20 protein-coding genes are annotated in these 24,297 nt (G+C 71.2%); 14 read left to right on the top strand and 6 right to left on the bottom strand.

What is annotated here, in order from left to right; genetic code table 11:
* Positions 1-46: 46 nt before the first annotated feature.
* The 4 genes from B3G12_RS03040 (at position 47) to B3G12_RS03025 (ending at position 5,408) form a co-directional block, all read left to right on the top strand.
* A complete protein-coding gene (locus B3G12_RS03040; RefSeq protein WP_144942818.1) occupies positions 47-1,342 on the top strand; it encodes an MFS transporter in 1,296 nt (431 codons plus the stop codon).
* 126 nt (positions 1,343-1,468) lie between these two features.
* The gene (locus B3G12_RS03035; protein WP_290499035.1) at positions 1,469-2,860 is read left to right on the top strand and encodes a DUF4192 family protein; all 1,392 of its coding nucleotides are present in this window, start codon (positions 1,469-1,471) and stop codon (positions 2,858-2,860) included.
* A 182-nt stretch (positions 2,861-3,042) separates the two neighbouring features.
* Positions 3,043-4,683, top strand: a complete 1,641-nt coding sequence (locus tag B3G12_RS03030; protein ID WP_290499034.1) for an RNA polymerase sigma factor — start codon at positions 3,043-3,045, stop codon at positions 4,681-4,683.
* A gap of 32 nt (positions 4,684-4,715) precedes the next feature.
* The gene (locus B3G12_RS03025; protein ID WP_094393791.1) at positions 4,716-5,408 is read left to right on the top strand and encodes a ubiquinone/menaquinone biosynthesis methyltransferase; all 693 of its coding nucleotides are present in this window, start codon (positions 4,716-4,718) and stop codon (positions 5,406-5,408) included.
* A 107-nt stretch (positions 5,409-5,515) separates the two neighbouring features.
* On the opposite strand, the gene B3G12_RS03020 is transcribed toward B3G12_RS03025, so the two are convergent.
* Positions 5,516-5,716, bottom strand: coding sequence for a DUF7455 domain-containing protein (locus B3G12_RS03020; protein WP_094393794.1), 201 nt, complete (start codon positions 5,714-5,716; stop codon positions 5,516-5,518).
* 230 nt (positions 5,717-5,946) lie between these two features.
* On the opposite strand from B3G12_RS03020, the gene B3G12_RS03015 reads away from it, so the two are divergent.
* Positions 5,947-8,055 carry a DNA gyrase/topoisomerase IV subunit B gene (locus B3G12_RS03015; RefSeq protein ID WP_290499028.1) on the top strand — a complete coding sequence of 703 codons (2,109 nt, stop codon included), beginning with the start codon at positions 5,947-5,949 and terminating at the stop codon, positions 8,053-8,055.
* A gap of 86 nt (positions 8,056-8,141) precedes the next feature.
* Here the strand turns inward: B3G12_RS03015 and B3G12_RS03010 are convergent, their stop codons facing one another.
* Entirely contained in the window at positions 8,142-10,715 is a 2,574-nt protein-coding gene (locus B3G12_RS03010) for a DNA gyrase/topoisomerase IV subunit A (protein ID WP_290499027.1), read from the bottom strand.
* Positions 10,716-10,785: 70 nt separating this feature from the next.
* Here B3G12_RS03010 and B3G12_RS03005 point away from each other — a divergent pair, with 70 nt between their 5' ends.
* The 4 genes from B3G12_RS03005 to B3G12_RS02990 all read left to right on the top strand — a co-directional run bounded on the left by B3G12_RS03005 (position 10,786) and on the right by B3G12_RS02990 (position 17,116).
* A complete protein-coding gene (locus tag B3G12_RS03005) occupies positions 10,786-13,476 on the top strand; it encodes a GNAT family N-acetyltransferase (protein WP_145010842.1) in 2,691 nt (896 codons plus the stop codon).
* A gap of 13 nt (positions 13,477-13,489) precedes the next feature.
* Positions 13,490-15,208 (top strand): serine/threonine protein kinase, encoded by a 1,719-nt coding sequence (locus B3G12_RS03000; protein ID WP_290499023.1) that lies wholly within the window; start codon positions 13,490-13,492, stop codon positions 15,206-15,208.
* 58 nt (positions 15,209-15,266) lie between these two features.
* A complete protein-coding gene (locus B3G12_RS02995; protein ID WP_144942825.1) occupies positions 15,267-15,974 on the top strand; it encodes a DUF5998 family protein in 708 nt (235 codons plus the stop codon).
* A 71-nt stretch (positions 15,975-16,045) separates the two neighbouring features.
* Positions 16,046-17,116 carry an alkaline phosphatase family protein gene (locus B3G12_RS02990; RefSeq protein ID WP_290499154.1) on the top strand — a complete coding sequence of 357 codons (1,071 nt, stop codon included), beginning with the start codon at positions 16,046-16,048 and terminating at the stop codon, positions 17,114-17,116.
* A 140-nt stretch (positions 17,117-17,256) separates the two neighbouring features.
* On the opposite strand, the gene B3G12_RS02985 is transcribed toward B3G12_RS02990, so the two are convergent.
* Both B3G12_RS02985 and sepH read right to left on the bottom strand, forming a co-directional pair.
* On the bottom strand, positions 17,257-17,931 hold the full coding sequence (locus tag B3G12_RS02985; protein ID WP_290499021.1) for a hypothetical protein: 675 nt from the start codon (positions 17,929-17,931) through the stop codon (positions 17,257-17,259).
* Between the two features lie 134 nt (positions 17,932-18,065).
* Positions 18,066-19,421, bottom strand: a complete 1,356-nt coding sequence (sepH, locus tag B3G12_RS02980; RefSeq protein WP_290499019.1) for a septation protein SepH — start codon at positions 19,419-19,421, stop codon at positions 18,066-18,068.
* A 357-nt stretch (positions 19,422-19,778) separates the two neighbouring features.
* Here sepH and B3G12_RS02975 point away from each other — a divergent pair, with 357 nt between their 5' ends.
* On the top strand, positions 19,779-20,078 hold the full coding sequence (locus B3G12_RS02975; RefSeq protein WP_144942828.1) for a DUF4193 domain-containing protein: 300 nt from the start codon (positions 19,779-19,781) through the stop codon (positions 20,076-20,078).
* Between the two features lie 209 nt (positions 20,079-20,287).
* On the opposite strand, the gene B3G12_RS02970 is transcribed toward B3G12_RS02975, so the two are convergent.
* Complete coding sequence (locus B3G12_RS02970; RefSeq protein ID WP_144942829.1) at positions 20,288-20,836, bottom strand: DUF3093 domain-containing protein; 549 nt, start codon at positions 20,834-20,836, stop codon at positions 20,288-20,290.
* 207 nt (positions 20,837-21,043) lie between these two features.
* Here B3G12_RS02970 and dut point away from each other — a divergent pair, with 207 nt between their 5' ends.
* From dut to B3G12_RS02950, 4 genes are all read left to right on the top strand, one after another.
* On the top strand, positions 21,044-21,505 hold the full coding sequence (dut, locus tag B3G12_RS02965) for a dUTP diphosphatase (protein WP_244944804.1): 462 nt from the start codon (positions 21,044-21,046) through the stop codon (positions 21,503-21,505).
* Positions 21,506-21,683: 178 nt separating this feature from the next.
* Positions 21,684-22,484 carry a DUF3710 domain-containing protein gene (locus B3G12_RS02960; RefSeq protein ID WP_290499016.1) on the top strand — a complete coding sequence of 267 codons (801 nt, stop codon included), beginning with the start codon at positions 21,684-21,686 and terminating at the stop codon, positions 22,482-22,484.
* On the top strand, positions 22,484-22,855 hold the full coding sequence (locus B3G12_RS02955) for an OB-fold nucleic acid binding domain-containing protein (RefSeq protein ID WP_144942832.1): 372 nt from the start codon (positions 22,484-22,486) through the stop codon (positions 22,853-22,855). Before B3G12_RS02960 ends, B3G12_RS02955 begins: the two co-directional genes overlap by 1 nt.
* A complete protein-coding gene (locus B3G12_RS02950) occupies positions 22,852-23,610 on the top strand; it encodes a DUF3159 domain-containing protein (protein ID WP_290499013.1) in 759 nt (252 codons plus the stop codon). The genes B3G12_RS02955 and B3G12_RS02950 overlap by 4 nt, the downstream gene beginning before the upstream one ends.
* On the opposite strand, the gene B3G12_RS02945 is transcribed toward B3G12_RS02950, so the two are convergent.
* Entirely contained in the window at positions 23,516-24,274 is a 759-nt protein-coding gene (locus tag B3G12_RS02945) for a potassium channel family protein (protein ID WP_083482442.1), read from the bottom strand. The two genes, B3G12_RS02950 and B3G12_RS02945, sit on opposite strands and share 95 nt — an antisense overlap.
* Between the last annotated feature and the right edge of the window lie 23 nt (positions 24,275-24,297).

Genomic DNA, 24,297 nt, shown 5'->3' with positions numbered 1-24,297 from the left:
CACGTGCGCGGGTCGCCGTGAACCAGCCCGTGGAGGCCCTCCCCTCATGTCCGACGCAGCAACACCCCCACCGTCCACGTACAAGGATTCGATCACCGCGTGGTTGATCCTGGCGATGGGGGTGTTCGCTTACTTCTCCGCCGTGGCGCAGCGCACAAGCTTCGGCGTGGCCACCGTGGAGGCGGCGGACCGCTTCCAGACCGCGGCCTCCGGGCTGTCGATGTTCTCCATGATGCAGGTGCTGGTCTACGCCGTGCTGCAGGTTCCCGTGGGGGTGCTCGTGGACCGCTACGGCCCGCGCATCCTGATCACCGTGGGAGCGGTGTCCATGGCCGCGGGCCAGCTGCAGCTCGCGGCGGCGCAGTCCGTGACCGGCGGCGTGGTGGGGCGCATCCTGGTGGGTGCCGGCGACGCCGCCACGTTCGTGTGCGTGATGCGGCTGCTTCCCGTGTGGTTCTCCGCGCTGAAGGTGCCGATGCTCACCCAGGTGGTGGGGATGACCGGCAACCTGGGGCAGCTCTTCTCAGTGATCCCGTTCGCCGTGCTGCTGCATGCCACCGGATGGGTGCCGTCCCTCGTGACGATGGCGGGCATGTGCGTGCTCGCGGCGGTGCTCTCCGGTCTCGTGCTGCGCAACAACCCGCCGGGGGTGCGGGTCCTCAACGACAGCATCTCCTTCGCCTCTGTCCGCGCCTCCATGAGCCAGTCCCTGCGCGAGCCGGGCACCCAGCTGGGGTTCTGGGTGCACTTCACCGTGCAGTTCGTGGGCAACACGTTCGCCCTGATGTGGGCCTACCCCTACCTGCAGAACGCCCAGGGTCTCGATCCCACGCAGGCGTCGTTCGTGATGACGGTCTACGTGGTCTTCAACGTGGTCGTGGCACCGTTCGTGGGCAAGCTGAGTGCACGGTTCGCCCGACGCCGCTCCCGCCTGGTGCTCTCGTTCTGCGTGATGGCATGGTCAGGATGGGCGATCCTGCTGCTGTGGCCGGGCCACGCGCCCCTGGCCGTGGTGTACGTGTGCGTGTGCATGATTGCGCTGTCCCTGCCGGCCTCGATGATCGCGTTCGACATCGTGCGCGCCTTCAACCCGCCGCAGCGCGGCGGCACGGCCACCGGTCTCGCGAACGTGGGCGGCTTCGCGGCGTCCCTGCTCGCCATCTACGTGACGGGCCTCGTGCTGGACCTGCTTCACGGAGCCGGGCTCTCACCCAGCCTGTACGACGGCGAGGCGTTCCGTCCGGCGATCGCGGCCCAGGGCCTCGTGGCACTTGTGGGCACCGTGGCCATTCTGCGCTGCACCCACAAGGTGCGCCGGGCACACGGGGCCGACGCGGTCTGACGCGACCCCGGGGCCGCACGGTGGGCGGCCTGCACAGGCGACGGGGCTGCGCGGCGGCGTCGTGGCTCGTCCCGAGGTGACGGTGGCTAACGCGTTTCCTGGGCGCGGTGTGTCGAGTCTGGTCCCATGACCCTGACCCACGAAGACCACGGACCCGTGGTCCGCATCCGCCACCCCGAGGATCTCCTCGCCCTGATTCCGCACCAGCTGGGGTACAGACCGCGTGACGCGTGCGTCCTCGTCGTTCCCGGTGGAGACAGTGGCGTGCTCCTGCTGACGATGGCACGTCCCCCGGCGGACGTCCCTCCGGAGGGGGTGAGCCGCGAGGTGTCCAAGGCCCTGGAGCACCTGCCCGGTGCCGCTGACGTGATCGTCGTCGTCTACCGGGAGGCCATACCCGAGAGCACCGCGTCCGAGCTGGTCGCGCTCACTCAGCAGTGGGAGGAGATCGCCGGGGCAGTGGGGGTGGAGCTGCTCACCGTGCTCCTGGTGACGCCCCGGTTCTGGTGGAACCCGGTCCAGCCGCACGTGGCCCGCCCCATCACGCTGGTCGAGGACAGCCCGGTCAACGCGCAGCTCGTCGCGCTGGGCAGTGCCCTGGAACCGCCGGCACCGGGGGAGGATCCACGATGGCAGAAAGCGTTGCGGGAGAAGGCGGGGGAACTCGCCGGGCCCGGACGCGTCGCGACTGCGCACGCGGCGACCAGCGGCCAGGAGGCCCGGTGCGCGACAACCGGGGGCGATCCCTGCCCGGGAGTGGATGCGGCACCTCGTGGTGCTCGGTTCGGTGACAGACCACGATCCAGTGGCACGCCAGGTTCCGGTGCCGCGTCGTCGCCCTCGCCCACGTCGCTCGCCGCGTGGGACCGCACGCTGCGGCGCGTGCAACGGCGTCGGCAGGACTGGGTGGCTGCGGTGCTCGAGACACCCGCCGCAGACCTGCGGGACATGCTGGACGGCCTGCGGGACGAGGCCGCGCGCACGTGCCTCTTCTATGCGTGGCTGTGCGGGGACCGTGTACGTGCGGAGGCCGCGTGGCTCGCTCTGCGCCCCGCCATCGCCAGGGTGCGAGGCGGAGCTGGCGGGTCCGAGCCGGATGCAGAGGCGGTCGACGAGGCGCTGCGGTGCGTGGTCGCCGTGGCCGGGGAGTGGGAGGGCCCACCGCACTGGGAGTCGATCGAGGTGGCACACCGCATCCTCCAGGTGCTGGACGGAATCGCCCACGCGCGGGTGGGCGGGGGCGGTTGCGCGCCGGCGGGCGGGGTGCTCACGGCGGAGACCGCGGACACGGTGGTGGCCGCCCTGGCCCAGCTGGAGTTCTTCCGGGGACGGGCGCACACCGCCGCGCGCCTGCTTGTCCGCTGCACCGCGGACGCGGAGTCTGCCGTGCAGCGGCCCGGCGGGGCGGTTGCGGAGGTGCGCGGGCGGCTCCAGCGCCTGGGTACGCCATGGTGGTGCACGGACCCCCGGACGGGCTGGCCGGGGAGGAGCTGGTGGGTGCGGCAGACGGCGGGCTGAGTCCCGCGGTGAAAAAAGATTCCCACCCTGGGAACAATCCCAGGGTGGGCGGCGTTACGGCCTGTAGGACCCTCAGAGTCCCGGCGAGAACCGCGTGTCGCGGTGCCGGACTTGACAGGGTCATAGGTGTGTTGGCCGCTGGTGCGGCGAGCACCCTGTCTCTGTCCAACGAAAGGCTTTCCGTGTCACCAGCTGCCAGCAAGACCGCATCCGGATCACAGGCTCCCGAGGCGGGGACCGACTCGGCTGAGACCACCGCCCAGACCACCACTGCCAAGAGGGCCCCGGCCAAGAAGTCGACCGCGGCCAAGAAGACGGCGGCCCGCAAGTCCACTGCCGCCAAGCGCACCACTGCGGTGGCGAGCAGCGCGGGCAAGACCGCCGCGACCAAGACCACTGCGGCGTCGTCCGCGGCCACTGACGAGTCCGCGGCAGCCGGGTCCACGATGTCGGAGACCGCCGCCGATGCCAAGCCCGCGGCGAAGAAGACCGCCGCGCGCAAGACGGCGGCTCCGAAGAAGACGACCACGCGCAAGACCACGGCCACCAAGACCACGGCCACCAAGACGGTCGCCACCAAGAGCACCGACGCGTCGAAGACCGCCGCCTCCCCGGCGTCCGGCACGGTGAAGCCCGCCACCCGCAAGGCGGCCGCCAAGCCCGCGGCGAAGCCCGCCGGTACGGGCCGGGGCCGCAAGAAGGCCGATCCCGTGGACGAGGTCCTCGCCGAGGACGAGCTCGTCACCGAGGAGCCCCAGGACGAGGACGAGGAGTCGCAGGAGTCGCAGCAGGCTTCCGCTGAGGAATCCGCGCAGCTCATGAAGGGCCGTCAGGACCGCAGCGCCCGTGGGTTCGTGCTGACCAACAACGACGACGACGACGCCCCGGCCCAGCAGGTCGTGGTCGCCGGTGCCACCGCGGACCCCGTCAAGGACTATCTCAAGCAGATCGGCAAGGTGGCCCTGCTCAACGCGGAGCAGGAGGTGGACCTCGCGCTGCGCATCGAGGCCGGCCTCTACGCCGAGCACAAGTTCGCCGAGGAGCAGGACTCCATGGACGCGGACACCCGCCGGGCGTACAGGTGGGTCATCCACGACGGCCGCCGCGCGAAGAACCACCTGCTCGAGGCGAACCTGCGCCTCGTGGTCTCCCTGGCGAAGCGCTACACCGGTCGCGGCATGCTTTTCCTGGACCTGATCCAGGAGGGCAACCTAGGCCTGATCCGTGCGGTCGAGAAGTTCGATTACACCAAGGGCTTCAAGTTCTCCACGTACGCGACGTGGTGGATACGTCAGGCCATCACCCGCGCCATGGCGGACCAGGCCCGCACCATCCGCATCCCCGTGCACATGGTAGAGGTCATCAACAAGCTGGCCCGCGTTCAGCGCCAGATGCTCCAGGACCTGGGACGCGAGCCCACCCCGGAGGAGCTGGCCAACGAGCTGGACATGACGCCGGAGAAGGTCGTGGAGGTACAGAAATACGGCCGTGAGCCCATCTCGCTGCACACCCCACTGGGTGAGGACGGCGACTCCGAGTTCGGCGACCTCATCGAGGACTCCGAGGCCGTGGTGCCCGCGGACGCGGTGTCCTTCACCCTTCTGCAGGAGCAGCTGCACTCCGTGCTGGACACCCTCTCCGAGCGGGAGGCCGGTGTAGTGGCCATGCGTTTCGGGCTCACGGACGGCCAGCCCAAGACCCTGGACGAGATCGGCAAGGTCTACGGGGTGACCCGCGAACGGATCCGCCAGATAGAGTCCAAGACCATGTCCAAGCTGCGCCACCCGTCCCGCTCCCAGGTGCTGCGGGACTACCTGGACTGATGACAGGGACGACCGCGGGAGCGGAGCACACGATGACCGCACGGGACACGCAGGTGCAGGGGATCTTCAACCGGATCACCACCTCCTACGACCGGGTCAACTCGCTCATGACGCTTGGTCGCCACGCGGCCTGGTGCCGTGAGGTCGCCCAGCGTGCCGGCGTGGGTCCCGGGGGGCGGGTCCTGGACATCGCCACCGGCACCGGCGAGATCGCCCTGGCGCTGCGACGTCGGGAACCGCGAGCGGAGGTCGCGGGCGTGGACTTTTCGGAGAAGATGCTCGAGACGGCCCGCACCAAACCCGGTGCCGACGCCATCACGTGGGAGTTCGCGGACGCCCACAGCCTGCGCTTCGACGACGAGTCCTTCGACGCGGTGACGCACGGCTATCTGCTGCGCAACGTGAGCGACGTACCGCGCGTGCTGGCTGAGCAGGTGCGGGTGCTGCGCCCGGGCGGCCGCGTCGTCGTGCTGGAGACGGCGCCGCCCCGGGGCGCGCTGCGGTTGGCGATCTCGGCGGGCATGAGTGTGGTGCTGCCTCTGCTCGGTCAGGTGGTGGCGGGAGACCGCCGCGCCTACGACTACCTCAAGGACTCTACGCTCGGGTTCATCCAGCCCGCCCGCGTTGCGGAGCTGATGCGCGAGGCCGGTTTCGTGGACGTGGGCTACGAGAGCAAGTACCTGGGCACCAACGTGATCCTCTGGGGCCGCAAGCCCGGGTCCTGAGTCCGCGGACGACACTGCTCGACGCAGCAGAAGGGGCACACATCCATGGATGCGTGCCCCTTCTCGTCGTCCCCAAGGCCCGGTGTCACCCGGGCCGCGTGGTCTTCTCAGGCTCCGATGCGCTGGGTCTCGTCCTGCCACGATGACGCCAGGGGACGCAGCTTGTCCTCGTTGACGCGGGCGTGGTGGGCGCAGAACAGCAGCTCGCCGCCCGTGGACTCGAGGACCACGCGCACGTATGCCTGGGCACCGCAGGCGTCGCAACGGTGGGTTGCGTTGAGTTCACGCGTTTCGACAGTCGCGTTCATGGGATCCTCCTCACAAGTACGGGATGCGGCCTCGCACGCCGGTGCGGCCGCGGTGCGGTCCCGGGAACACCCGGGGCCGCACGTTCCAGTACAACCCACGGGCCCGGGGATTGCTTCCCGGGATCCCGCGGTTTCGCCCACCGCGCACAAACGTCGGGGCCGCCGTCTAGAGTGAGACAGTCCCACCCCGCCCGCGTGCGGCACCCCCAGACTCCGGGAGAAGCTCCACCGTGACACCGTCTCGCTCCGAATACAACGCCCGTCACCTCTCCGTGCTGGAGGGACTGGAAGCGGTGCGCAAGCGCCCGGGCATGTACATCGGCTCCACGGACTCGCGGGGTCTCATGCACTGCCTGTGGGAAGTCATCGACAACTCCGTGGACGAGGCGTTGGCGGGCTACGGTCAGGACATCGCGGTGATCCTGCACAAGGACGGCTGCGTGGAGGTCCACGACGACGGCCGCGGCATCCCGATCGACACCGAGCCGCGCACAGGGCTGACCGGTGTGGAGGTGGTGTTCACCAAGCTGCACGCGGGCGGCAAGTTCGGCGGCGGGTCCTACTCGGCCTCCGGCGGTCTGCACGGCGTGGGCGCCTCGGTGGTCAACGCGCTCTCCTCGCGCCTGGACGTCCAGGTGGACCGCGGCGGGAAGACCTACCAGATGTCCTTCAAACGTGGTGAGCCGGGCACGTTCGCGGACAAGGGTGCGCCGTCGCCGAACGCTCCGTTCGAGCCCTTCACCACGGACTCGCACCTGCAGGTGGTGGGCAGGGCCAAGCGCGGGGTCACCGGAACGCGAATCCGCTACTGGGCGGACGACCAGATCTTCACCCCGGACGCCAAGTTCTCCACCGAGGATCTCGTGCGCCGTGCACGGCAGACGGCGTTCCTGATTCCCGGGCTGCGCATCACCGTCACGGACGAGCGCCGACTGCCGGGCACCCCCGGCGCGGACGGCCCCGTGGAGGAGGTCTTCCAGTACGACGGCGGCATTTCCGAGTTTGCGGAGTTCCTCGCCCCGGACGCACCCGTCACGGACGTGTGGCGGTTGCACGGGCAGGGCACGTTCAGCGAACGGGTCCCGGTGCTCGACGGCTCCGGGCACGCGCAGCTGCAGGATGTGGAGCGCACGTGCGAGGTGGATGTGGCCCTGCGCTGGGGCGTCGGATACGACACCGCGGTCCGCTCGTTCGTGAACATCATCGCCACACCCAAGGGGGGCACGCACCTGAGCGGTTTCGAGACCGCGCTGCTGAAGACGCTGCGCAAGCAGGTGGACGCGAACTCGCGCAAACTCAAGGCGGGCAACGACAAGCTCGAGAAGGACGACGTCCTGGCCGGGCTCACCGCGGTGCTGACGGTGCGCCTGGCAGAGCCGCAGTTCGAAGGCCAGACCAAGGAGGTCCTCGGCACTCCGGCGGTGCGCCAGATCGTGGCGAAGGTGATCGAGTCGGAATTGACGAAGCAGCTGACCTCCAAGAAGCGCGACGACAAGGCCCAGGCGAACCAGCTGCTGGAGAAGGTTGTCGCGGAGATGAAGTCCCGGATCTCCGCGCGCGTGCACAAGGAGACTCAGCGACGCAAGAACGCACTGGAGACCTCGTCCATGCCCACCAAGCTCGTGGAGTGCCGCTCCGCGGACGTGGACCGCTCAGAGCTGTTCATCGTGGAGGGGGACTCCGCGCTGGGCACCGCGCGCCTCGCCCGCAACTCGAACTACCAGGCGCTGCTGCCCATCCGCGGCAAGATCCTCAACGTGCAGAAGGCCTCCATCACGGACATGCTCGCCAACGCGGAGTGCGCCGCGTTGATCCAGGTGATCGGCGCAGGCTCCGGGCGCAGCTTCGACCTCGACGCCGCCCGCTACGGCAAGGTCATCATGATGACGGACGCTGACGTGGACGGCGCCCACATCCGCACCCTGCTGCTGACCCTGTTCTACCGCTACATGCGACCGCTGGTGGAGGCGGGGCGGGTCTACGCCGCGGTTCCGCCGCTGCACCGCGTGCAGATCGTGAACCCCGGGTCCAAGGCCAACGAGATGGTCTACACGTACTCGGAGCGAGAGCTGGACACGCTGCTGGGCAGCCTCGAGGAGCAGGGGCGCCGCTACAAGGAGCCCATCCAGCGCTACAAGGGCTTGGGTGAGATGGACGCGGACCAGCTCGCGGAGACCACCATGGACATCCGGCACCGTGTGCTGCGCCGGGTGCGCGTGGCGGACGCCGAGGCCGCGGAGCACGCCTTCTCGCTGCTCATGGGCTCGCAGGTGGCCCCGCGCAAGGACTTCATCGTCGCGGGTGCCTCACACCTGAACCAGGAGCAGATCGACGCCTGATCCGGTGCGCCTTTCTGGGCGGTGGATGACGACGCGGGGCGCGGGGAGCGGCCACGGCTCCCGCGAGCGGGCCGGTCCTGCCGAGCCTAGAAAACGTCCGGAGCGTTGTCGGCGGCGTCTGCGGAGCCCGCCGAGCTCGCGGTACCCGCGTCCGACTCCTCACCCACCGCAAGCCCCGTGAGAGCGGGCCCGATCGCGGCCACGGCTCGGTCGATCCCCACCCCCGAGCCGTCCCGGCGGCCGTACTCGGTGGGCAGCGAACGCGCGACACCGGCGGGGGAGACCGCCTTGGCGGGGCCGTGGCCGACCCACGCCAGTGTCAGGCCGTCCTCGCCCGTGAGCAGCCGCTGGGCCCGCACGCCCGCGGTGGCCCGTCCCTTTCTCGGGAACTCGGCGAGCGGGGTGACCTTCAGGGACGCCTCGCCCATCTCGGGCAGCTGGCCGTCGCTGCGGGCCTGGGTGACCACCACGGTGGACTCGCGCGGCAGCACCGCGCCGAAGAAGACCACGCGCTCACCGGCGGCGAGCTTCATGCCGGCGACGCCGCCCGCGGTCCTGCCCTGGGGCCGCACCGCGGAGGCGGGGAAGCGCAGCAGCTTGGCGTCCGAGGAGACGAAGACGAGCTCCGCGCTGTCCGGGGCTGCGCCAATGCCCACCACGCGGTCGTGGTCCTTGAGCTTGATCGCGGGCCACTGGTCCAGGTTCAGAGGGTAGTCCGGGTTCACGCGCTTGACCACGCCCTCGGCGGTGCCGATCGCGACAACCTCGTTGAGGGGCACGAGCCCCACGAGCTCCTCCTTCTTCTCCAGGCCCAGGAAGTCCGCGGCGGGGACACCGTCCGCGAGCCGGGGAACGCCGTCGAAGTCCGGGAGCACCGGGATGTCCACGCACGAGACGCGCAGCATGCGGCCCGTGGAGGTGACCGCCGCGATCTCCCCGCGCGCCGTGGCCGGCACCACGCTGGTCAGGGCGTCGTGCTTGAAGCGCCGCGCGGCGTCCACGAGCGGGGCACGCGCGGCGCTGCGGGCGATGCGCCCGGTGGTGGAGAGGAAGACCCAGCACGGGTCGTCGCTGATCTCCAGCGCCACGGACACGGCCAGGGCCTTCTTCCCACCGGCCTGGGCCGCCGTGACCGCGGGCAGGTCCTCGGCCTCGAGCAGCACCGTGCGGCGGTCGTCGCCGAAATCTTCTGCCGTCTCCGCCAGTTCGTCCGCGACGACGCCGCGCAGCGTGGCCTCGGAGCCCAGGATCGCCTCGAGCTCGGCGATCTCCTTCTGCAGCTGGTCCTGTTCGGCCTCGAGCTCGATGCGGGAGAACTTGGTGAGCTGGCGCAGCCGCAGTTCGAGGATGTGCTCGGCCTGCGCACGGGAGAGGTCGAAGACGGCGATCAGCCGGTCCCGCGCCTGCGCCGTCTCCTCGGAGGAGCGGATGATCTGGATGACCTCGTCGATGTCCACGATGGCCACCAGTAGGCCCTCCACCAGGTGCAGCCGGTCCTGCCGCTTCGCCAGCCGGAACGCGGTCCTCCGGCGCACCACCGTGATCCGGTGCTCCGTGTAGACCCGCAGCAGCTCCAGCAGCCCCATGGTGCGGGGCTGACCCTCCACGAGGGCCACGTTGTTGATCCCGAAGGACTCCTCGAGCGGCGTGTGCTTGTACAGCTGCGCCAGCACGGCCTGGGGGTTGAAGCCGTTCTTGACCTCGATGACCAGGCGCAGCCCGTTGGCGCGGTCCGTGAGGTCCACGACGTCCGAGATGCCCGTGAGCTTCTTGGCCTGGACGGCGTCCTTGATCTTCTCGGTGATCTTCTCCGGGCCCACCATGTACGGCAGCTCGGTGACCACGATGCCCTGCTTGCGGGGGGAGACCTGCTCCACGGAGACCGTGGCGCGCGTGCGGAACGAGCCGCGCCCGGTGCGGTAGGCGTCCCGGATCCCCTCCAGGCCCACGATCCGGCCCCCGGAGGGCAGGTCCGGGCCGGGGATGAACTTCATGAGCTCTTCCAGCGTGGCCTCGGGGTTGAGCACCAGGTGGCGCGCACCGGCGGCCACCTCGCGCATGTTGTGCGGTGCCATGTTGGTGGCCATGCCCACCGCGATGCCCGTGGCACCGTTGACCAGCAGGTTGGGGTACGCGGCGGGCAGCACGCCTGGCTGCTGGAACTGGTTGTCGTAGTTGGGCACGAAGTCCACGACGTCCTCGTCGAGGTCCCCGGTGAGCGTGCGAGCCGCCGGGGCCATGCGGGCCTCGGTGTAGCGCGGGGCCGCCGGACCGTCGTCGAGCGAACCGAAGTTGCCGTGGCCGTCCACCAGAGGCACGCGCATGGCGAAGGACTGCGCCATGCGGACCATCGCGTCGTAGATCGCCGCGTCCCCGTGGGGGTGCAGCTTGCCCATGACCTCGCCGACCACGCGCGCGCTCTTGACGTGGCCGCGATCTGGGCGCAGGCCCATCTGATCCATCATGAACAGGATGCGCCGCTGCACCGGCTTGAGCCCGTCCCGGGCGTCCGGCAGGGCACGCGAGTAGATCACCGAGTAGGAGTACTCCAGGAAGCTGGTCTCCATCTCCCGGGTGACGTCCACGTCCACGATGTGCTCGACGAAGTCCTCGGGCAGGTCGTCCTGGGGGGAGCGGGCGGCTGAGCGGCGGCGTGCCATCGAGAGGGAACTCCTTGAAATCGGTGCGTGCACCTGTGACCGGGGCAGACGGTTGGTTACTCTGAAGTCTATGGGTTCCACCGACGAAGCTCCGCAGCCGAAGGCCTACCCCGAGTACTGGGAGGCGGACGTGATCCTGCGCGACGGCGCCACGGCCCACCTGCGCCCCATCAGCCCCCAGGACAAGGAACTGCTGCAGGAGCTGCACTCCTCCCAGTCCCAGGACTCCATCTATTTGCGCTTCTTCTCCTACAAGCCGCAGCTCTCCCAGCGGGAACTGGAGCGCTTCACCACGGTGGACCACACGGACCGCGTGTGCTTCGTGCTGATCCTCGGCGGGAAGATGATTGGCGTGGGCCGCTACGACCGCGTCAGCCCCCGCGTGGCCGAGGTCGCGTTCATGATCTCGGACCACCACCAGGGCCGCGGGATCGGCTCCATCCTCCTCGAGCACCTGGCCGCGGCGGCCCGCGAGAACGGCATCGACCGCTTCACTGCGGAGGTGCTGCCCGAGAACCGCAAGATGCTCCACGTCTTCGTGGAGGCCGGCTACGACGTCTCCCGGCAGTTCGAGGACGGTGTGGTGATGGTCGAATTCGACATCGACCCCACGGAGAAGTCCCTTGCCGTGATGGCCGCCCGTGAGCACCGGGCCGAGGCGCGCTCGCTGCAGCAGCTACTGACCCCCACCACGGTGGCGGTCGTGGGGGCCTCGGCGCACGCGGACCACGCAGGGCACCACGCGGTTGAGGCGATCCTCACCGGCGGCTACACCGGCACCCTCTACGGCGTGGGCCACACGCCGTACGAGCGCGAGGGGCTCGTGTTCGTCTCCTCCCTGCAGGAGATCGACGCCGCGGTGGACCTCGCGGTGATCGCTGTCCCGCGCGAGGCCGTCGAAGAGGCGGTGGCCGACTGCGGCAGGGTCGGCGTGCGGGCCGTCGTCGTGATGACGGGTGGGTATGCGGAGGACGGCGCGAGCGGCGCCGCGGACCAGCGCAGGCTCGTGCGGATCGCCCGCGCGGCCGGGATGCGCGTGGTGGGCCCCGCGAGCCTGGGGCTGATGAACACGGACCCGGACGTGTCCCTCAACGCCTCGGTGCTCCCCGAGATGCCGCGGCGGGGCGGGCTGGGCCTGTTCTCCCAGTCCGGGGCCGTTGGCTCCATGCTCTACGGCGCGGCACTGCGCCACGGTGTGGGCCTGTCGAGCTACCTCTCCGCCGGAAACCGTGCGGACGTCTCCGGCAACGACCTCATGCAGTACTGGGAGGACGACCCCGGGACCACCGTGTGCGGGCTCTACCTGCAGTCGGTGGGAAACCCGCGCAAGTTCTCCCGGATCGCGCGGCGGCTGTCCCTGAGCAAGCCTGTGATCGTGGCCAAGTCCGAGGTCACCGGGCTGCGGCTGCCCCCGGGCCACACCGGGCGTGTCACCCAGGCACCGCCGGGTGCGCTGGACTCCATGTTTCGCCAGGCCGGGGTGATCCGCGCGGCCACCGCCGAGGAGCTCATGGACATCGCGGCCATCACCGAGAGCCAGCCGCTGCCCGCATCTGCCCGGATCGCGGTGGTCTCCAACGCTCTGGCCCTCGCCCAGCTCACCGAGGACACGGCGCTGCGACTGGGCCTGGAACCCGTGGCGGTCGACGGCGCGGTCGACACCTCCGGCGGTGCCGGGGACGCACACGAGGCCGTGCTGACCGCCGTCCGCGCCCAGCTCACCTCAGGGGACGTGGACAGCGTGGTGCTCGTGCTGATGCCCGTGCGCGGACTGGACCAGCGCGCGGTCGCGGCAGCGGTCGCGCAGGAGGCGAGCGCCGCCGACCGCACCACGGTGGCGGTCTTCACCGGCCAGCACGGCCCGGACGCCGTGACCACCGCGGTGCTCGCGGACGGCCACCCGGCGTTGCCGTGCTTCGACTCGCCCGGAACCGCTATGCACGCGCTCGCGCGGGTGATCGGCTACACCGCGTGGCGTTCGCAGGACCAGGGCGTGGTGGTGGACCCGGAGGACTTCGACTTCGACGCCGTGGAGAAGTTCCTGGAGCGCGAGCGCCGCAAGATCACCGGGGACGCCCTCTACGAGCTCGGCGTCGCGGAACGCAACGAGCTGCTGGGCCACGCGGGAATCCGTGTGCTCGAGTCCGTGCGCTTCCACGACCTCGAGGAGGGCGTGGCCGCTGCCGGCAGGCTCGGCTACCCCGTCGCGCTGAAGACCACGGACCCGTTCCTGCGCCACCGCCTGGACCTGGGCGGGGTGGTGCTGAACATCGCGGACGAGGGGCAGCTGCGTACTGCCGTGGAGACCATGAAGCGCACGCTCGCGGGGTGGGACGTGACCGACTTCGAGGTGCAGTCCATGGCCCCGACCGGACAGACGGTGGTGCTGCGCGCGGCAGAGGATCCGCTGATCGGGCCCGTGCTCTCCTTCGGGATGGCCGGGGACGCGGTGAACCTCCTGGACGACTGGGCCCACCGGGTGCCCCCGCTCACCGACCGGGACATCACCCGCATGGTGCGAGCCCCCAAGGCTGCCCGCAAGCTCTTCGGCTACCAGGGCGTGCCCCCGGTGGACACGACCGGCCTGGAGCAGCTCGTCAACCGTGTCGCCTTCCTCAAGGACCGCTTCCCGGAGATCGCCTTCCTGGAACTGAACCCCGTGGTGCTCTCCGGCTCGGTGCTCACGGTGCTCTCGGCCACGGTCAAGATCGGGGACCCCGGACAGCGCACGGACAGCGCCCGCCGCGCGATGCTGGGCTAGGGGCCCCGGCAGGGTGCGGGACACGATCGCTGGACGCTTCGAACTGCTCACGCCCGTTGCGGAGGGCGGCAGCGGTGCCGTGTGGCGCGCCCAGGACCTGCGGCTCGGCCGGATCTGCGCTGCCAAGGTGCTGCGCCAGCGCGACTCCGCGGACCTGCTGCGCTTCGTGCGCGAACAGTCCGTGAACCTTGAGCACCCGCACGTGGTGGCCCCCTACGGGTGGGCCGCGGAGGACGAGCACGTGGCCATCGCCATGGAACTGGTTTCAGGCGGCACCCTGGAGGCCGCGCTGCAGGATAACGGCCCGGTCTCGGACGCGCTCGCCGAGGAGCTCCTCTATCAGCTGCTCGAGGCCCTGCAGTTCGTGCACACCCGCGGCTGGGTGCACCGGGACGTGAAGCCCGCCAACGTGCTGCTCGAGCCCACGGGCTCTGCCCCGCCGGTCGCGCGGCTCGCGGACTTCGGCATTGCGGTGCGCACGGACGACGCCCGGCTCACGCACACCGGCACCGTGGTGGGCACCCCGGGCTACCTCCCGCACGAGGCGTACGCCCCCGGCAACCCCTCTCCGACCATGGACCTCTACGCCGCGGGCGTGACCGCCGTGCGCATGGTGCTGCCGGAGGTTGACCTCAGCGGGGACCCTCTGGGCCCGGACGATGTTGCCCGGCTGGGGCTGTTCGAGAACTCGCCCGTGCTGCGCCGGGGCGTGGCTGGGCTGCTCAGCCGGGAGCCCGAGGAGCGCACCCGGGCGGCGCAGGAGCTGGTCACCGCTCTGTTGGAGACCGCCCCGGAGCGCGAGAACAAGCAGAGCGAGACGGCGGACGGCGAGCCCTTCGAGGTGTTCGACGTCCTGGAACCCACCACGGAGCGGGAGCTGTCCCCGGTGGCCGACGCCGCCCGACTGCCTCCCGGGGCGGGCACGCCGGACGCACCGCTCGCGTGGCACGCGGTGCACCGCAAGGCGCTGCCGGCCCAGGGGGAACCAGCTCAGGGACAACACCTTCGGAGACAGCCGGTTGACGGGCAGCGTGCGCAGGGCCTTGCCGCTGCGGGGCAGCCGGTGGCGGCGCAGTGGTCCGGGGACCCGCTGCGGCCCTTCGCCCCGGTGGAGCCCACGGAGCAGCTGGCCCCGGCGGAGGACTCCCTCGGGGAGGTCACGGACGCCACCGTTGCCATACCCACCGACGCCCACGGCACCGCTGACAGCCAGGGCTTCGCCGACGACCATGGCTTCAGTGACGGTCAGGAATTCCGTGACGGTCAGGCGCCGGGCGGTTCGGGGCAAGCGGCGGTCGACCCCTTGGTGGTCGAGCCCGTGGTGGCCACCGTGCAGGCGGGGCCGTACGAGACCGAACCCTATGACGTCGGGGCTTCGCAGGGCTCTGTGGCAGCGGCCACGGACCCGGCGACGACGGACTCCGCGGACACGGGCCTGGGGCAGGCGGCCCCGCCGCGTCGTCGTGGCCTGCGCTGGCCCTGGTGGCTGCTGATGCTGGCCCTGGTTGTGCTCGCGCTGGCGGTGGGCTACGTGTGGCTCGGGCCGCTGCTCGCCCAGTGGGGCGGTGGCACGGACCCTTCGAGTCCGAGCACCTCACCCGCACCGACCACGAGCCCCGCACAACCGGGCAACGAGGCGCCCACCGTGCCCACCGCGGAACCCACCACTGACGCCACGCCCGTGTGCACGGAGCTGGAGGACGGCACGGTCTCGTGCGTTGTGACCCCGTGAGCGGTGCGCGGCTGGTCACGGATGTGCCCCGTCCGCCCGGGTAGAGGACAATGGCGCCATGACATTCTCAGCACCCGACGGTTCACGGCTGGTCCAGGACATCGAGAAGGCGGGCTTCTACCCCCAGCTCGTCACGGACGTGGTCAAGGACTCCCTGGACGGCAGGCGTCCCGTGTCCCACCTCGTGCAGCTGGAGACCCACTTCACGAACACCGAGCTGCACCGCCACATCACGGCGCTCGTGCTCGCGGAGGACGTTCTGCACATCACGCACGTGGACGACCAGCAGTTCGACGACGTCGGCGCGGAGACCGTGGCACGAGTGTCCACGGAGACCGTGCCGATTTCCCAGATCCGCTCCGTGACGCTGAGCTACGCGTACCACCAGCCCCAGAACTACACACCCGGCACCCCCATCATGGAGCTGAACCTCGCAGTCAGCTGGACAGGCACCCAGCAGCTCGAGCTCTACCCGGCCATGTGCGAGGACCCGGAGTGCCAGGCGGACCACGGCTACACGGGTACTGCGGCGAGCGAGGACGTGGTGATGCGCATCAGCTCCGAGGCGGACGGCCAGGACGCCGTGGAGGGCGCTCGAGAGTTCGCGCGGACCCTGCGTCGGGCCAACGTGGCCCCGCTGACGGACTCAGGGGCGCAGCTCGCCCAGGCCCCGCAGTACCAGGGCACCGCCCGCACGGAGACCCCGGCACCGCGCACCCGTTTCGGCCACCGGCACAACGGGCGCGACACGGGGCGCTCCTCGTGAGCGAGGACGCCGCGCCAACCCCGTTCCTGCCCGCACCCCCGAGGTACGGCTCCCGCGGCGTGGGAGAGGTGATGACCTCCGCCGCCGCGGCCCTGGGGATCCCCGGGTTCCGCAACGCGCTGAGCCTACCTGCCGCGCAGCGCTACGTGGTGGTGCTGGTGGACGGGCTCGGCTCGCGGCTGCTCTCGCAGGTCAGCGGGTACGCACCCACTCTGCGCTCGGCCCAGTCGCTGGGGGAGCTCGACGCCGCGTTCCCGTCCACGACGTCCGTCTCGCTCGCGTGCCTGGGCACCGGGCGCGCTCCGGGCCGGCACGGGATGCTGGGCTACGACGTCCTGGACCCCGCTACGGACCGCGTGGTCAACATGCTCGGCAACTGGCCTGCCTCCCTGGATCCCCTGCAGTGGCAGCCCGGGGAGACAGTACTGGAACGGGCCTCACGCCACGTGGACGCCGTGACTGTGAGTTCCCCCCGGTTCGAGTCCTCGGCGCTGACCCGCGCGGTGCTGCGCGGTGGCAGATTCGTGGGCGCGCAGGGCGTCCACGCACGCTCGGCGCGGACTCTGGAACAGCTGAAGGAGGGCCGCCGCGGGCTGGTCTACTTCTACTGGGACGACCTCGACAAGACCGGGCACAAGCAGGGCTGGCGCTCGGACTCCTGGCTGCGCGCGCTCGAGGACCTGGACTCCGCGCTCAAACGGCTCGTGTCCCGGCTGCCCGCCAACACCCGGGTGGTCCTGACGGCCGACCACGGCATGGTGGACGTCCCCCAGGAAAACCGCCTCGACGTCTCCGCCGTCCCGGAGCTGATGGCCGGGGTGCGGCACACCGCGGGGGAGCCCCGCGCGGTGCAGCTGCACCTGAAGCGCGGCACCTCGGCCGAGGAGGTAGTGGACCACTGGCGCTCACACTTCGGAGACGCGGTGTGGCTCGCCACCCGTGACGAGCTGGCCGCGTACGGCTACTTCGGCCCGAGCCCGGACGAGCGGATGCTCGCCCGGGCGGGTGACGTGTGGGTGCTGGGCCGGGAGGACGTCGCGCTGTACGACGTCGCGCGGCAGGGCACCCGGCCGCTGGCCATGGTGGGCCAGCACGGTTCGCTCACCGAGCATGAACGGATGGTCCCGGCACTGCTGTGGTGAGGTGACGGCAAACGACGGCATTGCGGCGGCCGAGCACACGTGACGCCATCTCTTGATGTTTCCAGGACGTCTTGACGCCGTGGCTCGTGTGGCAGCCCGGGCAGTCCTGGCCCCTGGACCGTTCCGGTGCCCCTTCCGCCTCAGCGGCCGGCGCCCCCGGTTCCCTGGGTCGCCTTGGAGCCGGCGCCCGTGCCGCCGGTGGTGCCGCCCTGCTTTCCGGTCGAGCCCCCACCGGATTTCCCCGTGCCGCTTCCGTTGCCTGCGCCGGAACCACTGCCGTTGCCCGAACCGCCGCCGTTCGAGCCGCCGCCCGTGGAATCCCCGCCCTTGGAACCCGTGCTGCCGTCAGCGGGCGGGGTGGCGGGCTGCTTCGTGGGCGCCGGGGCCTGCGACTTCTCCGGGGTGGGGGCCGGTGCGGCCGTGGTGGGTGCGGGCTGCGGGGCAACAGGCTGCGGGGCGGGGACCTCGGGCTGGACCGGCGCCACGGGCTGGGGCGCGGGCACGTAGTAGTACTGCTCCGCGGGTTCCGTGGGCTCGGGCTCCACGCTTGGCGTGGGGGACGGCGTTGCCGACGGCGTGGGGCTGGGGGTCGCGCTCGGCGAGGCGGACGTGAAGGTGGCGGGGGCGTCGTCGTCGGAACCGCCGGAGAGACCCGTGAACGCGACCGCCCCGACCCCGGCCAGCACGAGCAGGGCCGCGCCGCCGAGAGCGACGGGCGCGAGGTACCTGCGGGCTCCCATCGAGGACGAGGCTGCCGCGCCGTCACCGGCCTGGGCGTCGTCGCCGAAGAGATCGTCCTGGATGGAGTTGCTCATGCACAAAGTCCCTAAAGATCGCCCGAGAAGTCACGTGACCGGGACGATTCTCCCCTCAGCCCGATCCGCTCCAGTGACTTTACCGTGTGCCGCGCGATTCGCGCATCAGTGCACGTGGGAGCGGTGGACGCGGATCACGTGCGGTTGCCGAAGACGATGTCGTCCCAGCTCGGAACGGAGGAGCGCTTGGCCCGGGGCGTGCGTCCACGGGGTCCCGGCGCGGCGTTCGCGGCGGTGTGATCTTCCTCCGGGGTCTCGCTACGGTCGCCGTTGAGGGGCTCGTCGGGGGCGGAGTGCTCGTGGGTGGTCGCCTCGGTGGGGGTGCTGTCGTCCGTGCGCGGTGTCTCGTGTGCGGTGGGTCCCGCAGCGGGTTCGTCCGCGTGCGCGTCAGGAGCCACGTCGTCGTTCTGGTCGGGGGTCTCCGCGTTCCCGGGGGCGAGGTGCTGCGGAGCGGCCTCGTCCGGGGCCAGCGGTGCGGTCGGATCCCCGGCGGGGATGGCGGGGTCGTGTCCGTAGGGGGTGGAGTCGTCCACGATCTCGATGCCCTCTCCCTGCAGCGCCTGCTCCTCCGCCACTCGAGAGGCCGCGGGCTGGATGGGCTGGTCGAAGACGGGGGAGTCCTCCGGCGCGTCGATCGGGCGGGGGCGCTGCTCCACGCGGCCCATGCCGCGGCCGAGGATCTCGGCGAGGCGGTCGTCGCCGTCCTCGTCCGATCCGAGCCGACGGCCGCGGCGGGACTGCAGGACGTCCAGGAGGTCGTCCGCCTGGCTCGCCTCGTGCTGCAGGTGGCGCAGCTGCGCGGAGGGCGTGGGGGCCACGGGGGTGGCGACCGCCGGGGAGACGGGGGCGGTCACGCCGAGCGGACCCGTCTCGCGGGGCTCCTCGCCGAGCGCGCGCGCCCAGTCGTTCTCGGCGCGCACGGTCTGGTTCGCGGGGTTGTAGCTCCACAGCGCGGGGCCCTCGGTGTCGAGTCCCGAGGCCCGGGGGTCGGACACGGAGAAGCTCAGCTGCACGTTCCACAGCTGGTCCTCGCGCAGCCAGGCGTCCCAGTCGAGGCTGCGCCGGTCCACGCCGAGCTGGGAGGCCCGCTCGTCCACGGTCTCCTCAAGCGTCTTGGGCTCGCCCTCGAACACGGAGCGGTAGCCGTCGTGGGAGGGCGCGGTGCCGGAGACCTTCACGCGGCACGCGGCCGTGACCATGTGGGAGCGTTCGGCGAGGATCGGCCACTCGTAGCGCTTGACCCGCTCGGCCTCCCACCCGGACTCCGCCACGACGTCGTCCACGCTCGCCCCGGCGCGGAAGCGCGCCTGGATGTCCCGGGGGCCGAAGGACGAGCCGCCGCGGCCGCGAGCGGGGGGCTTGCGGCGGGCGTGCTGGATGGTCTGCCGCAACTGCTGGTCGATCTTTACCCGGTACCGGGTCGAGTCGTGGGTCTCCACGATGAGGTGCTCACCGTCGTCGTGCACTCCTACCAGACGCAACTGCTCCATGCTGTCCTTCCCTCACGGGTGTCTGCGCCCCCGTGTTCCTGCGGTGCGCGCGGCGCGTTCGTGCGCCAGTCTAGTGGCACCGCGTCTGCCGGACGCCGAGGATCCGCGGCAGGGCGCGGCGGTGGTGCGGCACCGACGTCGCCAGGGGCCCGTCCGGGCCGGTTGCCGGCCGTCTGGGACCGGGTTGGAAGACCCCCTCCAGGGACAAATCTCGCGCTGGGAGAAAATGCCCGCCACGGTACTGGCTTTTTGCGGCACCATGGTGAACAATCTACGCGACACGGCCCCGGGGGGAGATCGTCCGGGGAACCGTTTCACACAGCGATCTCGCGAAGACCGGTTGGAGCGGATAGACACATGGCCACAGACTACGACGCACCGCGCAAGCAGGACGAGGACCTCAAGGAAGACTCCATCGAGGAGCTGCAGTCCCGGCGGTCGGACCACCAGTCCGGAAGCGTTGACGAAGACGAAGCCACGGCGGCCGAGAGCTTCGAGCTGCCCGGCGCGGACCTCTCCAACGAGGAGCTCTCCGTGGTGGTCCTTCCCGCCCAGGACGACGAGTTCACCTGCGGCTCCTGCTTCCTTGTCCGTCACCGTTCGCAGCTCGCGGAGGAGCGCAACGGTGTGAAGTTCTGCCACGAGTGCGTGGGCTGATCCCGCGCACCCCACCCCGGTTGCGCACCGGGGCCGCCGGACCCGTTCGGAGCTGACGGGCGGCGAGTACGACGACGGGCGGTCACCTTCTCGGTGGACCGTCCGTCGTCGTACCGGGATGGAGAGCCCGGGACGCGGGGTACCTGCTCCAACGTGTACAAGCGCTGGGTGCCGAACGCCCACCGGGGCGCACGGCCCGGCGGAGGCCGCTAGTCCGAGAGCACCTCGCGCGCAATGTTTTCGACGTCTCTGGGACTGGCGTTGATGGCGCGGGCCAGCTCCTCCGGGTGGCGCGTGGCCGTGAGCCAGTACGGAGTGGGGTCCACCGGGTCCACGATGCTGATCCGGCACAGGTCGGGGATGGACACTCGGAAGTTCATGAACGCGCGACCGTCCAGCGCGGGGCCGCGGGCCAGGCGGGCGTCGTCACCGCGCAGGGCCTCGGCCTCGCCCACGTAGCGGCGCTCGATGTGGGCGCGTCCCACGCGCAGGTCTTCGTCCGTGAGCACGATCCTGGGCGTGCCCAGGTGCACCACCACCGCGATGACGGCCACCAGCACGGCGCCCACGATCACACCCACCGCAATGCTGATGGGAGCCACGGCCACGAACCCCGCCGCGCCGACGAACAGCACGATGAGCCACACCCACCAGGAGACGGAAAGCCGCTCCTCGTAACGGACCCCGCCACCGCCCTGGAGGGGTGGCACTGTCGCGGTGGGCTCCGGTTCGGTGGACTCGGGGTGCTGGGAACTCATGGCACCACCTTGGCACACTCCCGCTGGGGATTGCCTACCGCGCCGCGGGCGGCTCCCCAGTCGGTTCCCCGGGGAGCCCGGCGCCGTGGCGAGGCCGCCGGGACGGCGGTCATCCGCGGGCTGGCCTGTTCGCGGATGGGCGCTGCCCGCGCAGAGGTGCTGCCGCGCACGCCGGAGGCCGGGGGGTGCGCGTTAGAGTGGAGGACTGTGACTGACGTGAGGGAACCCGCCACCGTGAGCGTGGCGCTGCAGCTGCTGGACACCGACCTCCCCGCTCCCGCGTACGCGCGCCCGGGCGACGCGGGTGCGGACCTGCGCGCGCGGCACGACGTGACGCTGGCCCCGGGAGAGCGCGCCCTGGTGGACACCGGGGTCGCCGTGGCGATCCCCGAGGGCTACGTGGGGCTCGTGCACCCCCGGTCCGGGCTCGCAGCCAAGCATGGGATCACCGTGCTCAACGCCCCCGGCACCGTGGACAGCGGTTACCGGGGCGAGCTGAAGGTGTGCCTGCTGAACACGGACCGCAGCACCGCCTACACCGTGCGCCGGGGTGAACGCATCGCGCAGCTGCTGCTCCAGGAGGTGACGACGGCCCGTTTCGAGACGGTCGCGCACCTGCCGTCGAGCGAGCGCGGCGAGCGCGGGTTCGGTTCTTCGGGAACGCACTGAGCCCGAGCGACCACGGTGCGGCCGCGTGGAGCTCGTTGCGCGGGGCGGCTGCCCGTCCCACCATGGTTGACGGGCCCCACGGTTGACGGGCACGCCGGGCTGACGGGCGTACCGGGACGCACCCCCCCCTATTTCCTCTGCTCCACGACACCACCTACACATTTTCGGGAGATCATCGATGTTCGGACGCAAGAAGCGCACTGGCAGCCGGGACGGCGTCGTCCCGTCCGGCGAGTCGAACGCCGCGGCGGAGACGGCAGGCACCGCCTCCGCCGAGCAGGCGCAGGAGAACCCCCGTGCACTCGGCCCCCGGGACGAGAGCGAGCTGCCGGGCGAGCGGAGTGAGTACCTTGACCTGGGGGCGCTGCTCGTCAAGCCGATCTCCGGGGTGGACGTGCGCCTCGAGGTGGACCAGCGCACCCAGGAACCGCGCGCGGTGAACCTCGACTTCCGGGACGGCTCCGTGCAGCTGCAGCCCTTCAGCGCGCCCAAGTCCAGCGGTCTGTGGGAGGAGGTGCGCGCCGAGCTGATCGCCGGACTGCGCCGGGACAACGGGGACCCCAGCGTCACCCGCGGCTCTTTCGGGCTGCAGGTGGACGCCAAGTTCCCCGCCACCACTGCGGACGGGCGCCAGGGCTACCGTCTCGCGCGCTTCGTGGGGATCGACGGCCCCCGCTGGTTCTTGCGCGCCGTCTTCACGGGCGGCGCGGCCCTGCCCGGACCCACAGCGGAGGTGCTCGACGACGCCGTGCGGGCACTTGTCGTCGTCCGCGGCCAGGACCCCCGCCCGCCGCGCGACCTCCTGACCCTCTCCGTCCCCGAAGACGCTACCGTCCGCCGGATGGCTGACTCTGCGGGGCAGCCCCCGGCTCCCGTGGCGGACGCGGACGGGGTGGCACCGCGGGGTGGCGACGGCGCGCCGTCGGGCCCGGCCGTGCAGCCCCCGCGCCGGGGCCCGGAGATCACGGAGATCGGCTAGTGGCACCCGTCAACAACCCGCTTACCGGGGCTATCGACGTGCTCGGGGAGCCCGAGGCGGTCTCAGAGGACCTCGACCCGGCCTTCCGCGAGCGCCACCGCCGCCGCGCGGTCGTGGAGGGCCGGGTGGTGGAGGTCACCATCGCGCCCGTGACGCGGCAGCCGCAGTTCCGCGCCGTGCTCAAGGTGCCGCGCCCCGACTCCGCTGTGCCGTGCGCGCTCGAGCTGCTGTGGAACGGCCAGCACACCGTGCCGGGGGTGAGCGCGGGGACCAGGCTGCGCTGCCTCGGGGTGATCTGCTTCCCCGACGGGATCCCCACGATGCACAATCCGCGCTACGAGATCATCACCCCCAAGAAGGTCACGCGATGAGCTCGCCCGCAGGCCCCGGTGCGGAGGACGCCCCCCGGCAGACCCCGCTCGGCGCAGGCGACCCGGAGGCACCGGAGCGCGAGGACGTGAGCCGCCCCGCACGGGACCGCGCCGTCGAGGACTTCGCCCGCCGCTCCGGGCTGCGCCGCGACGAGGCCGGGCAGCTCGACGTGCTCTCCGCGGTGGGCGGCTGGCGCGGCCTGCTCGAGTCCCTGCTGCCAGGTCTCGTCTACCTGGTGTGCGTGGTCGTCACCGGGCAGCTGGGCCCTGCGCTGACCGCGTCCCTGGCGGCCGCCGCGCTGTTCACCCTCGTGCGCCTCGTCCAGCGCCAGCCCGTAACCCAGGCCCTCGGCGGGCTCGTGGGCGTGGGGATCTGCGCACTCTTCGCCCGCGTGGGAGGGGACGCTCTGGACTACTACGTGTGGGGGTTCGTGACCAACGCCGCGTGGCTGCTCGGACTGGCGGTCTCGGCGCTCGCCGGCTGGCCTCTGCTCGGGGTGCTCTTCGGCTACATCCGAGGGGAGGGCACGCACTGGCGTCGGGACCCCGTGCGCCGCCGCGCCTACCAGCGGGTCAACGGCGTGCTGCTCGCGATGTTCGCCGCGCGGCTGCTGGTGCAGCTGCCGCTGTACTTCGCCGGGGACGTGGCCGGGCTCGGCATCACCCGGCTGGTGATGGGGGCCCCGCTGTACGCCGCTGTGCTGTGGCTGGGATGGCTGTGGAGCCGCCCTCGCCCCGCGCCGCCTGCAGGTTGACGTCCCGGGCCGTGGTGAACATGGCCCGCAGCTGCTCCTCACCCTCCGTGGTGGTGATGAAGAACAGCTCGTCCCCGCCCTCGAGGACGTCATCCCCGGACGGGGCGATGGGCACGCCGTCGCGCAGGATCGCCACGAGAGCCACCTCCGGCGGCCACGGCACCTGCGTGACCGTGCTCGCCACCACCGGGTGCTCCCGGGGGACCGTGTATGCGGACAGTGTGGCGTCACCGGTCTGGAAGCTCAGCAACCGCACGACGTCGCCCACCTCCACGGCCTCCTCCACCAGCGCCGTCATCAGCCGCGGTGTGGACACGGCCACGTCCACGCCCCAGGCGTCGTCGAAGAGCCACTCGTTCTTGGGGTTGTTCACCCGTCCCACGGTGCGCGGCACGCCGAACTCGCTGCGGGCGAGCAGGGAGACCACCAGGTTTGCCTTGTCGTCACCGGTCGCGGCGACGACGACGTCCGCCTCCTCGGCCCTCGCGCGCTGCAGCACGTCGAGGTCGCACGCGTCCCCGACGACCCACTGGGCGCCGCGCAGGTTCGAGCGGCCGATGACCTCGGAGGTGGCGTCCACCACCACGACGTCGTGACCGTGCGAGAGCAGCTCCCGGGCAATCGAGGACCCCACGGACCCACCGCCCACGATGACCACATGCATCAGCGCCGCCCCCGTGACTGCTC

Origin of the sequence: Kocuria sp. UBA5001, from assembly GCF_002398425.1 — a bacterium.
GTDB classification, from domain to species: Bacteria; Actinomycetota; Actinomycetes; order Actinomycetales; family Micrococcaceae; genus Kocuria; species Kocuria salsicia.
This window is presented reverse-complemented; position numbering and strand designations above follow the sequence as displayed.